Genomic DNA, 21,351 nt, shown 5'->3' with positions numbered 1-21,351 from the left:
ATGGGAGACGTTATTGATATATATGGTTTATCACCTTTGCAAAAAGGAATACTGTTTCATACTTTATACGATCAAGATGATGAACATTCTTTTTCCTATATTGTACAAGTAGGTTTCTTGCTCGGGGGGCAATTGGATGTTGCTACTTTTGAAAAAGCTTGGGAATATGTTATTCAACGACATGAGGTTCTGCGCTCAGTATTTGTTTGGGAAGAAGTAGAAAAACCTCTACAAGCAGTTTACGAACGTCTTCCTTTTACTATTCATCAAGAGGATTGGAGTACCTATTCGCATGAGGAGAACGAGAAGAAATTACAACAGTTTTTGACTGCAGATCGTAGGAAAGGATTTTTATTGGATGAAGCACCATTGATGAGAGTCACTGCGATTAAAGAAGCAAAAGAGGAAACGAGAATTATCTGGACACATCATCATATTTTGCTAGATGGATGGAGTGTGTCATTGATCCTTAGTGAAGTGATGGAAGTTTATCTCAAGATGATAAAGGGAGAATTGTTGAATCTTCCTAAATCTCTTCCTTATAAAAAATATATTCAATGGATAAATAAACAAGATCAAAGTCAAGCAGAGGAATTTTGGAAAGAAGAATTAAAAGGGTTCTATGCACCTACTCCATTAGCAATGGAAAGAAAGGATGAAGGACAAGAGAAGGGTTATGGAGAGTGTGCTTATCAAGTATCTGAGGAACTTACTGAGAGTTTACAAAAGTGGGTACGAAATAATCGATTAACGTTGAATACGTTAGTACAAGGTGCATGGGCTTATTTGATGAGTAGGTATAGCGGTGACAGTGACGTCGTATTTGGCGTAACTAGCGCTGGACGTCCTACTGATTTAATAGGAGCAGAGAATATGGTGGGGCTATTTATTAACACATTACCTACCAGAATTCGATTAACGGATAATACATCAGTAGTAGATTGGCTTCGTAAAATACAAATGAAAGAAATGGAACGAAGACAGTATGAGTATAATTCGTTGATAGATATTCAAGGCTGGAGTGAGGTTCCGCGAAATTGCTCCTTATTTCATACCTTGTATGTGTTTGAAAATTATCCAATTCAAGATGAGAGAAATGATGATTTAAGATTACTAGATGTTAAAAGCACGGAACAAACAAATTATCCTTTAACACTCATTGTAATGCCCGGTAAGAAAATTACTTTAAAGTTGATGTATGATCGAAGCTATTTTAATGAAGAAGCAATAAATCGGATTCAGAATCACTTATTGCAAATATTAATTCAGATGACGAAGAGCTTAGATTCAAAACTATTTGAAATTACTCATTTAACAGAAGAAGAACAAATACAGTTACTAGAGGAATGGAATCATACTCAAGTTAATTATTCGGCTGAAGGCATGATTCATACGATGTTTGAGGAGCAAGTAAAAAAAACACCGGAAGCAATCGCGGCTAGTTACGAAAATGAACAAATTACCTATAAAGAGTTGGAGAAGCGTGCAAATCAGTTAGCTCATTATTTACAAAAGCATGGTGTAGGCCCAGAGTCTCTAGTTGGGGTATATATGGAACGTTCATTACAAATGATGATAGCGTTATTAGGTATTCTAAAATCAGGAGCAGCGTATGTTCCACTTGACCCTACTTATCCAGAGAGTCGACTTCGATATATATTAGAGGATGCTGGAATCGAAGTACTAGTGACGGAAGAGAATTCTAAAAATTTGTTTGTATCTGAAAATATAGAAACGATTTGTATGAATAAAGATTACACTGCAATTGAAAAAGAAGAAACAACCCCATGTATAAGTGGTGTAACAGGAGAAAATTTAGCGTATGTTATGTATACTTCAGGATCTACAGGGAATCCAAAGGGAGTAATGATTGAGCATCATTCAGTAATTAATTATCTAGAATGGATGCAACATAAATATCCGCTTTCTGAAAAAGATGTGGTCTTGCAGAAAACGCCATTCTCATTTGATGTCTCTGTTTGGGAATTGTTTTGGGGCATTCACGTTGGTGCAAGTGTATCTTTCCTACCTCCAGGTGGAGAAAAAGATCCTTCTATTATAGCTGAAGTGATTAAACAACATCAGGTTACTATAGTTCAATTTGTACCTTCGATGTTATCTGTTTTCTTAGATTACTTCAATCATATTGAATTGAACATGAATTGTTCGTCCGTACGCCATGTATTTTCTGGTGGAGAAGAACTAAGTTCAGGGTTAGTTAGACGTTTTCAACAAAAATGGAATTATAGTGGACAAGTGAAATTAACCAACTTTTATGGGCCAACTGAAGCCACTATTTATGTCAATGCATTTGATATTCAGCCTAATCAAGAATTTGTTTCTATTGGGCAGCCAATACAGAACACGCAATTATATGTATTAGACCAAAATCAACGCTTGCAATCAATAGGAATTGAGGGTGAGTTATATATTGGTGGTGCTGGTTTAGCACGTGGATACTTAAATCGTCCGAATCTTACTGCTGAAAAATTCGTTTCGCATCCATTCCAATTGGGAGAACGACTATATCGAACAGGAGATTCAGTAAGATATCTAACTGATGGAAATATAGAATTTATAGGTAGAATGGACCATCAAGTCAAAATGCGTGGTTTTAGGATTGAATTAGGAGAAATTGAAGCCATTTTAGAAAAATGTTCGTTTATTAAAGAGGCTGTTGTATTAGTTAGAGAAGATCGTCCAGGTGATCAACGATTGGTTGCATATGTAATAAGCGATGGAAATACCCAAGAGTGGAGAGAGTATTTACAAAACCAATTACCAAATCATATGATTCCAGCGCACTTTATAGAGTTAGAACACTTCCCGCTTACTCCGAATGGGAAAATTGATCGAAAGGCCTTGCCAGCACCTGATGAGCAAGCTATTGAAGATTTAAATGTGCTACCCCGGACGCCATCGGAAGAGCTTATTGCCTCGGTTTGGAGTCAAGTGTTAGGAACAGAAAATATTGGTATTCAAGATTCCTTCTTTGAACGTGGTGGGCACTCACTACTTGCTACTCAAATCGTCTCTAGATTGCAAGAACTGTTCCAAATTAAAATTCCATTACGTGAACTTTTCAAGCACGATACAGTGGAAGCATTGGCGAAACGAGTGGATCAGTTACGAAAAGAAGATAAAAAACGAGAGGTTGCTCCTCTTGTACCTATGAAACGAGAAGAAGTTATCCCACTTTCCTATGCGCAGAAACGTCTATGGTTTATTGATCAATTAATGCCAAATAGTGCTATGTACAATATTCATGCAGCGTGTCGCTTAACAGGTAAATGGTCAATTCAAGCATTGGAGGTCGGATGGAATCAATTGTTGGAGCGTCATGAATCATTAAGGACTACAATTCTAGAACAAGAGGGTGAACCTTTTCAACAGGTTCAATCTCATGTGTTCAGACATATTCCTCAAACGAATCTAACAGATCTTTCTTTGGAAGATAGGGAAAGAGAAATGAAACGGCTCATTCAAAACGAAGCTGAGGAACCATTTCATTTTGGACAAGATCCTCTGATTCGAACACGAATATTGAAAGTGGACAGGGAAGAGTGGGTTCTCATTTGTACGATGCATCATATTATTTCAGATGGATGGTCAATGGGAATCTTACTTGAAGAATGGATGGCTTTTTATGAAGGAGCACTAACCGGAAAACCAGTGGAATTGAAGGAGTTATCTATCCAATATGCAGATTTTGTCATGTGGCAGAAGGAATGGCAAAAAGAGAAGAATTTGAATCAGCACCTTCAATATTGGAAGGAAGAATTATCTGGGGAACTACCGGTTTTACAATTACCGATGGATCGTCCTCGATCTGCAGTTCAAACCCATCGTGGTGCAAGTCAGTCCTTAATAGTGGCGAATTCCCTACAGGAAAAGCTCAAAGATTTAAGTCTGCAAGAAGGGTGCACTTTATTTATGACATTGATGGCAGCGTATCAAAGCTTCCTTTCTCGTTATACAGGACAGGACGACATTATAGTTGGAAGCCCAATCGCTAATCGAAATGTGAAAGAGATTGAGGGATTAATTGGATTCTTTGCAAATACGTTGGTTTATCGAGCTGATTTCAGTGAAAATCCGACGTTCCAAGAACTTTTGTCGCAGGTAAGAAAAAAAGCGCTAAAAGCATACGAGTATCAGGACATCCCATTTGAGAAAGTGGTAGAATCCGTAAAACCTGAACGGAATACAAGTCATTCACCAATATTCCAAACTATGTTTACTTTACAGAATACGAAACAAGAGTTTCTTCAGCTATCTGAAAGACAAATGGAACTCATGGAAAGCCATGCTTCTGTTGCCAAATTTGATTTGAGTTTATTTGCTTCTGAGACGGAAGAAGGATTATCACTAACCTTTGAATATAATACTGATTTGTTTAATGATACAACCATTGAACGTATGGCAAGTCATTTTAAACATTGGTTAAATCAAATTGTCTCTCATCCAAAATGTGTACTATCAGAACTGAATATGTTATCGAAAGTAGAATATAAGCAACTACTAGAGGAATGGAATAAATCGCGTGTTATAGATATGGAAGAAAGTACGATTCATACAATGTTTGAAGAACAGGTGAAAAAAACACCAGAAGCAATTGCAGTAGTGTGCGAAGATGAAGAACTAACATATCGAGAGTTGGATGAACGCTCGAATCAGTTGGCACATTATTTACAAAAAAATGGTGTAACATGCGAATCATTAGTTGGCATTTGCGTTACACGTTCATCCGAGATGATTGTCGGTCTCTTAGGAATTATAAAGGCGGGAGGAGCATATGTCCCAATTGATCCAGCGTATCCGGAAAGTCGACTGCAGTACATTTTAGAAGATGCTCAAATAAAGGTACTGGTGACACAGGAAAAGTTACAACAAAAAATGGCTATACCTAAATTCGTCAACGTGATTTGTATTGATCGTAATCGAGCAGAAATAGAACAAGAAGTAACTACGGTATGTACGAGTGAAGTGACGGGCGATAACTTAGCCTATATTATTTATACTTCAGGTTCCACTGGAAATCCAAAGGGAGTAATGATTGAGCACAGGAATACAGTAACAATGATTCATTGGGCGCATCACACGTATTCCCGAAAGGAATTAGCGGGAGTGTTAGCTTCAACTTCGCTATCTTTTGATTTATCCGTTTTTGAAGTATTTGTTCCCTTAACGATGGGTGGTAAGGTGATTGTCACTGAAAATGCGCTACATCTAGAGAAGTTGTCTTCCAAAGGTGTGACTTTGGTTAATACTGTGCCATCGGCAGCAAAGGAACTGGTTCGAGCAAAAACAATACCTTCTTCGGTAAAGGTGATGAATTTGGCTGGAGAACCATTGCCATATTCGCTTGTTCAAGATTTATACGAGAGAAATACGATTGAAAAGGTGTACAACCTATATGGACCTTCCGAAGATACTACGTATTCCACGTATATGGAATTAGAAAAGGGTGTCATGCATAGGGTTCCACCGATTGGTAAACCAATATTCAATACAGAAGTATATGTACTAAGTGCTGAACAAAAAATGGTTCCAATTGGTGTAGTTGGTGAGTTGTACATTGGTGGATCAGGATTAGCACGTGGATATTTAAAGCGCCCTGACTTAACGAAAAATCGTTTTATACCGCATCCGTTTAAAGAAGGAGAGCGAATATACCGGACTGGAGATTTAGTAAGGTATTTGCCGGATGGAAATTTGGAGTATGTTGGACGAATCGATCATCAAGTAAAAATTCGTGGGTTCCGGATTGAACTAGGAGAAATTGAAGCGACATTACAAAGGCATACACTAGTTAACGAAGCTATTGTGATGGTGCGGGAAGATTATCCTGGCGACCCACGTTTAATTGCCTATGTTGTAGGAGACGGAGATGCTCAAAAGTGGCGTGATTATCTCAAGGGTCAACTACCAAATTATATGATCCCAGCCTATTTTGTTGGATTAAATGCATTTCCACTCACTCCTAATGGGAAAATTGATAGGAAGGCTTTACCAGCACCAGAGAAACAGGAGATAGCAAGTGGTTATATTGCTCCTCGTACGTCTACGGAAAAAACAATCGTTTCAATATGGCATGAAGTTTTAGGTATGGAAAACATCGGAATTCAAGATTCGTTTTTTGAAATTGGTGGCCATTCACTACTCGCTACGCAAGCTGTTTCCAATCTTAAAGAGGCTTTTGAAATCGAGATACCATTGCATGATTTATTTATGTTTCATACGGTGCAGCAATTGGCAGAACAGATTGATCAATTGCTCGATAACAAAAATCAAGAAATGCAGAATGATAGTAAGGAGAATGTAAGTCTTCAAGACTATGTTCAAAAAGAAGCAGAAGTGAGTAATGATGAAGAATTACTGGAACTACTTAAGCAATTAGAGGAGCTATCAGAGGAAGAAGCACAAGGGATATTCGAGAGTAATTTGATTGAGGAAGGGGTAAAAAAATGAGAAGTGATTTACTTGCAAAGCTGAGTTCACTTTCTCCTGAGAAGAGAGCATGGCTTCAGAAGCAAATGCAAAAAAAGGAGAATAAAGAAGCACTCCCGTTGTCTTATGCACAACAACGTTTGTGGTTTATGGACAGATTTAACCCAAACAGTTCTTTATATAATATTCCAACAGTATGGCATCTAAAAGGAAATTGGATACCTGAAGCATTAGAAAAGGGATTCAATCGACTCATTGAACGCCATGAATCATTACGAACTGTTTTTAAAGAAGTAGGAGAACAACCTGTGCAACAAATTGCCGAATTCCTTCCTAGAGCATTACCTGTAAGAGATTACTCTCAACTTCCTCCAGAAGTAAAAGAAAAAGAGGTAGATAGTTTAATTGCGAGAGAAGCGCAAGAACCATTTGATTTAATGAATGGTCCTTTAATTCGTAATCAGCTTGTTCAATTAGAGAAGGATGAATGGTTATTACTGTGTACGATGCATCATATTATTTCTGATGCTTGGTCCATTGGTATATTCATTAATGAATTACTTGCTTTCTATGAAGAAGAAATGGGTGGAAATCCTGCTAAATTAAGTTCATTATCCATTCAATATGCAGACTTTGCGAAGTGGCAAAAGGAGTGGTTGCAAGGTGATGTGCTAAATCGTCAGCTTACGTATTGGCAGGAAGAATTGTCTGGGGAGCTTCCTATCTTACAACTGCCAGTGGATCGACCTCGGCCGGTTAAGCAGACTTACTCTGGGGCTACGCATCATGTGATTTTTCCTTATAAATTGCTCAGTCAATTGAAGGATATAAGTCGACAAGAAGGATCTACTTTATTTATGACTTTAATGGCCGCATACCAGAGCTTTCTTGCTCGTTATACGGGACAAAAAGATATTCTAGTTGGTAGCCCGATTGCAAATCGGAACCATAAGGGAGTAGAAGGATTAATTGGTTTCTTTGTTAATACGTTGGTTTATCGATCAGATTTGAGTGGCACCCCTACTTTTCGGGAGATTTTGAACCAAACAAAGAAAAAGGCGTTAAAAGCATACGAATATCAAGATATCCCATTTGAAAAAGTGGTAGAAGCTGTGCAACCTGAACGAAGCATGAGTCATTCCCCTATATTTCAGACCATGTTTACGCTACAGAATATAAAACAAGAACGACTAGATTTGCCTGATAGAAGTATTGAAATGGTAGAAAGTAATATGTCTATTGCTAAATTTGATTTGTGCTTAACTGCCTATGAAGTGGAAGAAGGTCTATTCGTCTCATTTGAATACAACACGGATTTATTTGATAGTAGTACCATTGCACGTATGGCAGTACATTTTGAGAACTGGCTAAATGAAATCACGTATCATCCAGATGAATCATATACAAAGCTGTCAATGTTATCGGATACTGAGCAAAAACAACTCCTAGAAGAATGGAATGATACGGACGTAGTTTATGGTCATGATCGTATGATTCATGAGCTATTTGAGCAGCAAGTTGCACGGACACCTGATGCAGTGGCGGTAGTTTATGAGGGTGGAAAGCTAACGTATCAAGAACTGAATGAAAAATCGAATCAATTGGCACATTTTCTACAAAAACGAGGTATCGGACCTGAATCATTGGTTGGTATATGTATTGAACGTTCTCCTGATATGATTATTGGTCTCTTTGGGATTTTGAAGGCAGGTGGGGCTTATGTCCCACTGGACCCAAGTTATCCCGAAAACCGCCTAAGATATATTTTGGAGAATTCACAAATTCAAGTGCTGTTAACAAAAGAGGCACTACAGGACTGGTTACCTAAAGATATTCAAGCAATTTGTTTAGACCGGGATCAAGTGATGATTTCTAAAGAGAGTAATTTAACTCCGGTAAGTGGAGTAACAGCAAATAACTTAGCCTATATTATATACACTTCGGGTTCGACGGGAAATCCAAAGGGGGTAATGATTGAACATCATTCTGTTATCAATCGCCTACAGTGGATGCAGAAAAAATACCCATTGTCTGAGGAGGATACAATCCTACAAAAGACACCGTTTTCGTTTGATGTTTCTGTCTGGGAATTATTTTGGTGGTCATTTGTAGGAGCACGTGTTTGTTTACTTCCACCAGGAGGAGAGAAAGATCCTGCGGTGATTGAGGAGTATATTGAACGATATCGTGTGTCCACCATGCACTTTGTTCCGTCGATGTTATCTACTTTCTTAGATTATATGGAACTATATAATTCGAAAAGGGATGTATCGTCTTTAATTCAAGTTTTTACTAGTGGAGAAGCGTTAAACACTGAGCAGGTTCGCCGGTTTAAGGGGATCCTTTACAATGCTCAGCAAACAAAGTTAATTAACTTGTATGGTCCTACTGAAGCAACTGTGGATGTGACTTATTACGATTGTGATTTAGAAAAAGAACCAATGCTTATTCCGATTGGTCGTCCGATTGATAATACAGAGTTGTATGTGTTAGATCAATATCAACAAGTGGTCCCGATTGGTGTGGCAGGGGAACTTTACCTTGGAGGAGTAGGATTAGCACGTGGCTACTTCAATCGACCGGATTTAACTACTGAACGTTTTATTCCGCATCCCTTTAAGGACGGGGAACGATTATATCGAACGGGTGACTTGGTGAGATATATGAATGATCGTAACTTAGAATATATTGGAAGAATAGATAACCAAGTTAAAATTAGAGGATTCCGAATTGAATTGGGAGAAATTGAAGCAGCTTTACATGATCACTCATCTGTAAAAGAGGCAGTCGTGTTGGTGAAGGAAGATCGACCAGGAGATAAGCAGTTAATAGCTTATGTAGTGGGTGAAGGCGATACTGGGGAGTGGCGTGAATATCTCAAGAAGCAACTGCCACATTATATGGTTCCGGCATACTTTTTCAAAATTGAAGGTATGCCACTCACTCCAAATGGTAAGGTGAATCGGAAAGCCTTACTGGAATTAGAAGAACAGTTCATAAGTGAAGATATTACTTCATCACGAACACCAGTGGAGGAGCTTATCGTTTCCGTTTGGAGCCAAGTGTTAGGAATAAAAAATATTAATGTTCAGGATTCCTTTTTTGAAATCGGTGGTCATTCACTACTAGCTACTCAAGTAGTTTCACGTTTACAGGGAATTTTTCAAATCGAATTACCAGTACGTGAACTATTTGAATATACAACGGTGGAGTCACTGGCAAAGCGACTAGATCAGTTACGTAAAGGAGATAAAAAACGAGAGATTCCGCCGCTAATACCAATGAAACGAGGAGAAGCTATCCCACTATCTTATGCCCAACAACGCTTATGGTTCATTGATCAATTTACACCTAATAGTGCCCTTTACAATATGCCAATGGTATGCCGCCTTACAGGGAATTGGCTACTTGAAGCATTGGAAACGGGATGGAATCAACTAATAGAACGTCATGAATCACTGCGGACGGTCTTTCACGAAGTGAACGGTCAACCCGTACAGCAAATTGAACCGTATGCTTTTCAATCAATTCCGAAAACGGATTTAACTATGCTTTCTTCTGAAGATCAAGAAGAAGAAGTTAAACGTTTAATTCAACAAGAAACAGAAGTGCCATTTGATTTAACAGAAGGTCCATTAATCAGGACAAGTATTTTGCATGTGGGAGAGGAAGAATGGATACTCCTTTGTACTCTACATCATATCATTTCAGATGGATGGTCAATGGGAATCCTACTTGAAGAATGGATGGCATTTTATGAGAAAGCAACGGATGGAAAGGTAGCGGAACTTGAACCATTACCGGTTCAATATGCTGACTTTGCTCAGTGGCAAAAAGGATGGCTAAAGGAGGAGGTGCTTGATCAACAACTCCAATATTGGAGGGAAGAATTGTCTGGGGAGCTTCCTGTACTCCAACTTCCTATGGATCGCCCGCGTCCCGCAATACAAACTCATCACGGGTCGACATACACTATGGTTCTGTCAAGCACGCTACATGATAAATTGAATGAACTTAGTCGAAAAGAAGGGGCTACGCTCTTCATGACGCTTTTAGCTGCATATCAAAGCTTTCTATCTCGTTATACGGGACAAGAAGATATTCTGGTCGGAAGCCCAATTGCGAATCGGAATTATAGAGAAATTGAAGGACTAATTGGTTTCTTCGTTAACACGCTGGTTTATCGAGCTAATTTGAGTGGTAGACCGACATTTGAAGATGTACTGTATCAGGTTCGTCAAAAGGCATTGAAGGCGTATGAATATCAAGATATTCCATTTGAAAAAATTGTAGAAGTTGTGCAACCGGAGCGAAGTACAAGTCATTCGCCAATCTTCCAGACTATGTTCATCTTGCAAAATATGAAACAAGAGTTACCGGTGTTATCTAGTAGAAGTATTGAAATGATAGAAAGCCATAGTCCAATTGCAAAGTTTGATTTAAGTGTAATGGCAGCTGAAACGGAAGAGGGATTACTTTTTACTTTTGAGTACAATAAGGATTTATTCAATGCTACTACTATTGAACGGATGGCAGGACACTTTGAGAAATGGCTACATGAAGTTTCTCATCGCCCACAAAATCCGTTGCATGACCTGAGCATGCTATCAGAACCCGAGCGTACTTTGTTATTAGAAACATGGAATGACACTGTAATGGAAATGTCTCATCAGGGTCTTATTTGCGACAGATTTGAGGAGCAAGTAGCAAGGCGTCCGGATGCGATTGCGGTAGTTGATCAAACAAAACAGTGGACTTATGGTGAACTGGATGCACAAGCAAATCAGTTGGCAAATGTTTTACAGCGAAAGAGAGTAGCCCCAGAGTCAGTGGTAGGAGTTTATCTTCCGAGGTCAGCTGAGCTGATGGCAAGTTTACTAGGCATTTTAAAAGCTGGTGGAGCTTATGTCGTTTTAGATCCGTTGTATCCAAAATCAAGGTTAGAATACATGATTGAAGATGCAGGAATTCAATTTGTAGTGACGGCGGAAGGACAAGAAGGACATTTCGCACACGTCGAAATGGTGAGGTTAGAAGAATTAACGGTGGAAAGCGTAATCGCACCTACACGTCAAATAAATCCAGAGAACTTAGCCTATATTGTCTATACCTCTGGTTCTACAGGAAAACCGAAGGGTGTCATGGTTGAATATCGCTCATTAATGAATATGGTTTCTTGGCATCAGGAAGTTTATCATATTTCAGCAGAGGATCGTGCGACTCAGATTGCAGGGGTTGCTTTTGATTCGGCTGTCCAGGAGATTTGGCCGTATCTAACTGCTGGTGCAGCACTCTACTTGTCAACAGAGGAACTGAGAATTAATCCAGAAGCACTAAGGGACTGGCTCATTAATTCACGAATAACAGCTAGCTTTGCACCTACGCCTATTCTGGAAAGACTCTTGAAATTATCTTGGCCAGATAAAACGGATCTTCGTTTTATCATTACTGGTGGGGATCAATTAACACAGTATCCATCTAACGATATTCCTTTTGCGGTAATTAATCAGTATGGTCCATCGGAAAATACAGTCGTTACCACAGATAGTTATGTACCTATAGGAGTGACAACAGGTACGCCATCGATTGGTCGACCGATTGCGAATACAGAAGTTTATGTATTAGATTCTCATCTTCAGCTAGTACCAATTGGGGTAATTGGAGATCTCTATATTGGAGGGAAGAGTCTTGCACGTGGATATGCTAATCGTCCGGATCTTACAAAGGAAAAATTTATTCCACATCCTTTCAAGTCAGGAGAACGTCTCTATTACACAGGAGACAAAGCAAGTTATCTTTCTGATGGTAATCTCCAGTTCCATGGTCGTATAGATGACCAAGTGAAAATTCGTGGTTTCCGGATTGAATTGGGAGAAATAGAAGCTGTTTTGCAGTCACATTCCTCTGTAAAAGAAGCAGTTGTATTGGTACGAGAGGATAATCAAGGTGATAAGAGATTAGTAGCTTATGTAGTTGGTGAAGGAAGTGTCCATGAATGGCGAGAACATCTACAAACACATTTACCAAATTACATGGTTCCAACAAACTTTATTGAGATGGAATTTTTACCACTTACACCGAATGGAAAACTTGATTTGAAGGCATTACCTATACTTAGTGAACAATCCGCTGAAAATACTGTATACCCACGAACTCCGCTGGAAGAACTTATCGCTTCAGTGTGGAGTCAAGTGCTAGGAATAGGAGACATTGGTGTTCAGGATTCTTTCTTTGAGCTTGGTGGTCACTCTCTACTTGCTACACAAGTGGTCTCACGCTTACAGGAAGTCTTTCAAATCAAATTGCCAGTACGTGAACTGTTCGAATATTCAACGATCGAGGCATTAGCGAAACGAATGGATCAGTTACGTAAGGGGAATGAAAAACGAGAAATTCCACCATTGGTGCCGATGGAACGCGGAAATAATATTCCACTATCTTATGCCCAACAGCGCTTATGGTTTATTGATCAATTTGCACCTAATAGTGCCCTTTATAATATGCCAATGGTATGCCGCCTTACAGGGAATTGGTTACCTGAAGCATTGGAGTTGGGATGGAATCAGTTGATAGAGCGTCATGAATCTTTGCGGACGGTATTTTATGAAGAGGATGGCCATCCTGTGCAGCAGATTCAACCGTATATTTTCCGTTCTCTGCCACAAATGGACTTAACTAAGCTTTCATTAGAGGAGAGAGAAAGAAAGTTGGAGCAATGGATTCAAACTGAAGTCGAATCTCCATTTGATTTAGAACAAGGGCCATTGTTCCGTGGACAAATTATAAGAATTTCAGAAGAAGAATGGGTTCTTCTGTGTAATATGCATCATATTATCTCAGATGGATGGTCGATGGAAATCTTACTTCAAGAATGGATGGCATTTTATGAGAATACGATTGGTGAAAAACAAGCAGAACTGGAACCACTACCAGTTCAATATGCCGATTTTGCTCAGTGGCAAAGAGAATGGTTGAAAGATGAAGTACTATATCAACAACTTGCATATTGGAAGGAAGAATTATCTGGTGAGTTACCAGTCTTAATGTTACCAATGGATCGTCCGCGTCCGCCAGTGCAAACCCACCATGGATTAACTCATAATGTTTTGTTATCGCGCTCATTACTGGATAAATTAAACGAACTAAGTCGTCAAGAAGGGGCCACACTTTTCATGACCTTATTGGCATCGTATCAAAGTTTCCTTGCTCGTTATACGGGACAAACGGATATTATTGTTGGCAGCCCAATTGCAAATCGAAATTATCGAGAAATTGAAGGGCTGATTGGTTTCTTTGTCAATACATTGGTTTATCGAGCTGATTTAAGTAATGCACCGGCATTTCAAGAGTTGTTGTCTCAAGTGAGGATAAAAGCATTGAAGGCGTATGAGTATCAAGATGTTCCGTTTGAGAAAATTGTAGAGGTTATCCAACCTGAACGAAATACAAGCCATTCTCCGATTTTCCAAACCATGTTTACTTTGCAAAATACGGGACAGAAGCTACCAGAACTACATGGAAGAAATATAGAAGTAATGGAAAGTAATGCTCCTATCGCTAAGTTTGATTTAAGTTTAACTGCTGCAGAAGTGGAAGAGGGTTTATTACTTACTTTTGTTTATAGAACTGATTTATTTGACAGCTTAACTATTGAATCCATGGCTGAACATTTTGGGAACTGGTTGAATGTAATCGTGGAGAATCCTGATAAATCATTAGCTAAGTTGCCTATATTGTCAGGATTACAGCAAAAACAGTTGGAGGAGTGGAATAATGATGCTGTAGCATATCCACAGGAAAGTACGATTCATCAGCTGTTTAAAGAGCAAGTAAATCGTACACCTGATGCGGTAGCAGTGGTAGATGAAAAACAGCAGTTAACGTATCGAGAGCTGAATGAAAAAGCTAATCAATTGGCCCACTATCTTCAGCAATGCGGGATTGGGAATGAATCATTGGTTGGACTTTGCTTTGAGCGTTCAGTTGAGATGATTGTTAGTATTATGGGGATTTGGAAGGCTGGAGCAGCCTATGTTCCATTAGACCCATCATATCCAGAAAGTCGTCTACGATATATTTTGGAGGACACTGGAATTCAAGTATTAGTTACGAACGAGTCATTGGAAGACTGGATACCTAAAGAAATCAAGATAGTTTGTCTAGATAGGGATCAAGCAATGATTTCACAAGAAAGCATTCTTTCACCAAAATGTGAAGTAACAGGAGAAAACTTAGCGTATGTTATCTATACTTCAGGATCAACGGGGAATCCAAAGGGTGTCTTGATACAGCATCATTCTGTACTAAACTTGTCGCATGGTTTACAAAAAGAAGTTTTCGAACATGAGATACCATCTAACATGCATGTCGGTTTAAATGCGTCAATTGCCTTTGATGCATCTATCCAGCAATTACAAATGCTGCTTTATGGTTCAAGTTTGTATATTATTCCGAATGAAGTACGAAGTGATCCGGAGCAGTTTGTAGCTTATATTAGGGAGAACAAGTTAGAAATCTTTGATATAACACCTTCATTGCTTCAATTACTTATAGATGCCGGATTGTTAGAAACGTGCGATGGCGTTCATGTTCCAAGTAAGGTACTGGTTGGTGGTGAAGCAATTATGCCGTCATTATGGGAACAGCTAGTAGAGACTGATAAAATACAGTTTTATAATGTATATGGTCCTACAGAATGTACGGTTGATGCAACATGCTATCCTATCAAAAAAGATAGTAATAGAGTAACAATTGGGCGTCCATTGCCTAACGTCCAAACTTATGTATTAGATAGTAATAGGTTGCCAGTTCCAGTTGGTGTGATGGGGGAACTTTATATCGGAGGAGCAGGTCTAGCAAAGGGGTACTTGAATCGTCCAGAGTTAACATCCGAACGATTTATTTCTCATCCATTCAAAGAAGGCGAGAGGTTATATAGAACAGGCGATCTTGTGAGATATCTTCCTGATGGTAATATAGACTACTTAGGAAGAATGGATAATCAAGTGAAGATTAGAGGATTTCGAATCGAACTTGGGGAGATTGAGTCGACTTTACAAGAGCATGACTTGGTAAAAGAGGTAGTTGTAATAGTTAGGGAAAATCAGTCGGGAGATAAGAGGTTAGTAGCTTATGTAGTGGGCGAAGGTAGTGTAGAAGAATGGCGAGAGTATCTTAAAACAAAACTGCCAATCCATATGATACCTTCCTACTTTGTCGAAATGAAAGAATTACCGCTAACCATAAATGGAAAGGTTGATCGGAAATCGTTACCTATACCAGATTATCAAGGAACACAAGAAGGCTACGCGGCCCCAAGAAATGAACGTGAACATAAGCTTTCTATCATTTGGGAACGTGTGCTAGGTTCAAAACGTATTGGTATGAATGATAACTTCTTTGAAATTGGTGGAGATTCAATTCTTAGCATTCAGATTGTCGCGCGCGCGAAGCAAGCTGGTTTACAATTGACACCAAAACAAATATTTGAACACCAAACGATTGCTGAGTTGGCGCAAGTAGTCAAAGAAGAACAAGGTGTACAAGCTGAACAAGGAATTATAACTGGAGAGACGATACTTACACCTATTCAGCAAAGGTTTTTTGCACAAAATCATCCTAACCCACATCATTGGAATCAATCCATGTTCTTTAGAACGAAAGAGAAATTGGACATAGGATCACTGGAAAAGGCGGCAGGTAACCTTCTACTTCATCATGATGCTCTGCGTTTAAGATATGAACGTTTACCTAATGGGGTTTGGAAACAGTGGAATGAAGGAATAGAAGAACAATTGATGCTTACTGTCATTTCATTAGACGAAGTGCCGGAAGCGGATTGGCATCAGGTTATTCAAAAAGAGATTAATGTTGCACAAGAAAGTTTGAATTTACATGATGGTCCGCTAATGAGAATGGTGTATTTTGATGAAGGTGAGCACGCTGGCCGATTATTTTGGACAATTCATCATTTAGCCGTGGATGGTGTTTCTTGGCGAATTTTATTGGAAGATTTGCAAACAGCATATACGCAAGTAGTCCAAGGGCAGAAAATTCAATTACCTATGAAGAGTACATCTTTTAAAGAATGGTCGGAGAAATTACATCATTACGCTGAAACTGGACTATCAAAAGAAGTGCTACATTACTGGGAGGAGCAGGCTGAACAAGACGTAGTTAAATTGCCGGTAGATGGTACTATAAGTAATCCAGTAAGCGCAGTAACTGAGGAAATTACTGTGGTGTTAAATGAGAATGAGACCCGTATGTTATTGCAAGAGACTTTAAGCACTCACCATGTCCAAATCAATGAAGTATTATTAGCAGCATTAGTACAAGCTATGGCAGCATGTACGGGGCAGCCGATATTGAGCGTAGATTTAGAGGGACATGGTCGAGAAGAGATTATTGAAGATGTTGATTTATCGAGAACTGTGGGATGGTTTACAAGTATTTACCCAGTTCATTTAAATATTACTAGTGCTCATACGCCAATTGCAGCATTAAAAGCAGTTAAAGAACAAGTTCGCAAAATTCCTAATAAGGGTGTTGATTATGGGGTGTTGCGTTACATGAACGCAACAATGTGTGAGCAATTAAGCTCCCAATATACACCGTCTATTAGTTTTAACTATCTTGGACAATTTGACCAAATGTTTTCTAGCGATGCAATGTTTATTCCGGAGAATGAATTTAAGCGTTTAGATCATGCTGCCGGTTCCAAGCGATCGCATGTAATTGATGTAATTGGGGTTGTAACGGATGGAAAACTTCAGTTCACTTGGGTATACAATGTTGGACAATTTGCCAAATCAACGATTCAAAGTATTGCACAGAATATGCTATATCAACTGAGTACATTGATTCAATTTTCAGATAGAGAATCTGCACTGACCATTTCGGATTTTGCAATGACTAATCTTAGCCAAGAAGGTTTGACAAATGTACTAAACAAAATGCATCGCGGAAAGAACAATCAGATTACTGATTTATATCCACTATCACCTTTGCAAGAAGGTATGATTTTCCACACATTGCATGACCAAGGGGATGAACATGTTGCACCGTATATAGTGCAATTGAGTTTTATGATTCGAGGAAAAATGAATATTCCTACATTTGAGCAGGCGTGGAAATCTGTAATTCAGCGGCATGAAATTTTTCGTACAGCATTTGTATGGGACGAAATTGAAGAACCTGTACAAGTGGTGTATGAAAATATCCCATTTAAAGTGAACAAAGAAGACTGGCGTACAATGACAAGTGAAGAGATAGAGGAAAAAAGAAAAGTCTTTTTGGCATTAGATCGAAAACAAGCCTTCCAATTTGATGAAGCACCATTGATGCGGGTAACAGTCATTCAAGAAGGTGAGGAAGAATATCGGATTGTTTGGACCCATCACCATATTTTACTGGATGGATGGAGTTTACCATTAGTATTTAATGAATTACTTACAGTCTATCAGAAGAGAATGAATGGAGAAGCTGTGAAATTACCTAAGTCCTCACCATATAAGAAATATATCCAATGGTTAAGAGAGCAGGATAAGGAGCAGGCGGAACAATTCTGGAGAGAGAAGCTAAAAGGTTTTACTGCCCCAACTTTGCTGGGCTTAGAAAGTAAAGAGGAAGAAAAAGGTTACACAGAGAAGGTTACGTATTTATCAGAAGAGCAGACTCAAGCGTTACAAGGATGGGCGAAACGCAATAAACTTACTTTGAGTACAGTAATTCAAGGTGCATGGGCATATCTCATGAGCCGATATAGTGGAGAAAATGACATTGTTTTTGGTGTAACAAGCTCAGGGCGTTCTACGGAGATTATTGATGTTGAAAACATCGTAGGTCCTTTCATTACAACGTCACCGACGCGAATTCAATTGATGGATGATATAAAATTAATAGATTGGTTGCAGAAGATACAAGAGGAAGAGATAGAAAGAAGACAATATGAGTATGCTTCTTTGACAGAGATTCAGGGGTGGAGTGAAGTTCCTAGAGGAATACCGCTATTCAATAGTTTATATGTGTTTGAAAATTATCCAGTGAAAGAGGAGTCTTCAGAAAATCTGGAAATTGGTGAATTGGAAGGGGTAGAACAAACCCACTACCCATTAGGGTTAGCTGTAGTTCCAGGAATCCAGTTATCGTTAAAGTTAATGTATGACCGTAGTAAGTTTAATAGAGTAACCATTGAACGAATGCTGGGTCATTTACACCAAGTGTTAATGCAAATGCTCAAAAGCATTGATCAAAATCTATCGGAGCTAGTATATATTACGGAAGCTGAACAAAGAAAGCTATTGGAAGAATGGAATAATAATACTATATCCTATCCACGTGAGAATGCAATCCATCAACTATTCGAAGAGCAAGTAAATCGTACGCCTGACGCGTTGGCAGTGGTAGATGAAAAACAGCAACTAACATATCGAGAGCTGAATGAAAGAGCTAATCAATTAGCCCATCATTTACAGAAATGTGGAATTGGGACAGAGTCATTAGTTGGCCTTTGCTTTGAGCGTTCAGTTGAGATGGTTGTTGGTCTCATGGGAATTTGGAAGGCTGGAGCAGCCTATGTTCCATTAGATCCATCGAATCCGGAAAGCCGCCTACAATATATTTTAGAAGACACAGGAATTAAAGTGTTAGTTACACATGAAGTATTACTAGGCTGGATACCTAAAGACATCAAGACAGTTTGCCTAGATAGGGACCAAGCAATGCTTTCTCAAGAAAGCAAACTTTCACCAATATGTGAGGTAACAGGGGAAAACTTAGCGTATGTTATCTATACTTCTGGTTCGACAGGGAATCCAAAGGGGGCTTTAGTACAGCACAATTGTGTAATAAACCTATCCTATGGTTTACAAAAAGAAGTTTTCTCACATGAGATACCTAATAATATGCGCGTCGGTTTGAATGCGTCAATTGCCTTTGATGTATCTATTCAGCAATTACAAATGTTGCTTTATGGTTCAAGTTTATATATTATCCCAAGTGAAGTTCGCACTAATCCGGAACAATTTGTGTCCTATATTAGGGAGAATAAATTGGAAATGTTTGATATGACACCTTCATTACTTCAATTACTAATAGATGGAGGATTGCTAGAAATAAGTGCTGATGTTCATGTACCAAGTAAGATATTAGTCGGTGGTGAAGCAATTATGCCGTCATTATGGGAACAGCTAGTAGAGACTGAAAAAATTGATTTTTATAACGTATACGGTCCTACAGAATGTACGGTTGATGCAACGTGTTATCATATCCAAACAGATAGTAAGAGAATAACAATTGGGCGCCCATTGCCAAACGTTCAAACTTATGTATTGGATAAAAATTTGTTACCTGTCCCAGTTGGTGTAACAGGTGAGCTATATATTGGTGGTGCAGGTATAGCGAGAGGATACTTGAATCGTCCAGAATTAACAGCAGAGAGATTCATCCGTCATCCATTTAATAAAGAAGAGCGTTTATATCGTACGGGAGATTTGGTTCGTTATTTACCTGATGGTAATTTAGATTACTTGAGAAGAATTGATAATCAAGTGAAAATTAGGGGCTTTCGTATTGAACTTGAAGAGATTGAAGCGAGTATAGAGAGGTATCCATTGGTAAAAGAGGCAGTAGTTTTGGTAACAGAGGATAAATTAGGAGAGCAGAGATTGGTTGCTTATGTAGTTGGAGATGGTAGTATGCATGATTGGCGTGAATATCTCAAGACACAAGTACCGAATTATATGGTTCCCGCACACTTTATTAAGGTAGACGAGATTCCTCTTACAATGAATGGAAAAGTTGATCGAAAGGCATTGAACAATTTAACTATTCTAAGAGAAAATAACGTTTCTACACCAATCATTCCAAGGGATGAAATTGAATATCAGTTGATTAAAATCTGGCAGGATGTGTTACAGATAGAAGATGTCTATGTAAATGATGATTTCTTTAATAGAGGAGGACACTCTCTCCTTGTAATTAAATTAGTTTCAAAAATTAAGGAGAAGTTTGGAAAAGAGATTAAGGTGTCTACATTGATTAAGAATCCAACAGTGGAAGGAATCGCATGCCTTATTCGTGATAAGCATGATATGACGAAATCTGTAGCAGCGCTAGTTCCACTACAAGAATCAGAGAAAAGACCTTTCTTCTGCGTTCATCCGTTTATGGGGAATGTATTCTGTTACATTCAACTAGCAAGATTGCTTAAGAACCATTGTTCATTTTATGGTTTACAGAATCCTCTTATAGAAAAGAAAGAAATTGACGAGTTAACTTTGCCGGAAGTAATTCAACTTTACATCGAAGAAATAAAACGTGTTCAGCCAGAAGGTCCATATCGTCTTGGAGGATGGTCTTTAGGCGGTGCAATTGCTTATAAAATCGCAACTGTACTAAAGAATCAAGGTGAGGAAGTTCAGTTGTTGATACTAATGGATACTAAAGTACCTTCAGAGCAGGACTATAAAACAACGGAGGATATGCTCTCATATATATATGAGCATTTCATTCCTAGAGATTTTACTGAGCAGGGGGAAGGCCTCTTCCATGAACAAGATATGCTTGTAGAGCGATTAATTATGGAGGGAGTACTCCCGCCTGATGCAGATCTTATGAATTTGAAGCAAGTTATCAATGCTCATAGGAAATGTCTGAACTTAATGGCAGAGCATGATTTAATACCATACTCTGGAGAAGTTCTCTACTTTAGTGCTGAGGAAGGAAAAGAGTTGTTTACAGATTGGGGACCTTTATTAAAAGGTAGAGTAAATAGGTATTCAGTCCCTGGATCACATGAGGAAATAGTAGACTTCCCCGCAGTTGAACAGATAGCTAAGTACCTATTAAATGAATTTGAAGGGATAAAAGAAACATCCCTTTCATTAACTGAAAAGTAGA

General features: G+C 38.7%; 2 protein-coding genes. Both read left to right on the top strand.

The window, feature by feature from the left end; genetic code table 11:
* On the top strand, positions 1 to 6,471 hold the full coding sequence (locus tag ACTFP3_RS22395; protein WP_440011308.1) for an amino acid adenylation domain-containing protein: 6,471 nt from the start codon (positions 1 to 3) through the stop codon (positions 6,469 to 6,471).
* Entirely contained in the window at positions 6,468 to 21,350 is a 14,883-nt protein-coding gene (locus tag ACTFP3_RS22390; RefSeq protein ID WP_440011306.1) for a non-ribosomal peptide synthase/polyketide synthase, read from the top strand. The genes ACTFP3_RS22395 and ACTFP3_RS22390 overlap by 4 nt, the downstream gene beginning before the upstream one ends.
* The last annotated feature ends 1 nt before the right edge of the window (position 21,351 follow it).

Origin of the sequence: Bacillus cereus group sp. MYBK5-2 (assembly GCF_051915685.1) — a bacterium.
Classification (GTDB): Bacteria; Bacillota; Bacilli; order Bacillales; family Bacillaceae_G; genus Bacillus_A; species Bacillus_A cereus.
Note: the sequence above shows the minus strand (reverse complement) of the source record. Positions and strands in the feature narration are given on the sequence as shown.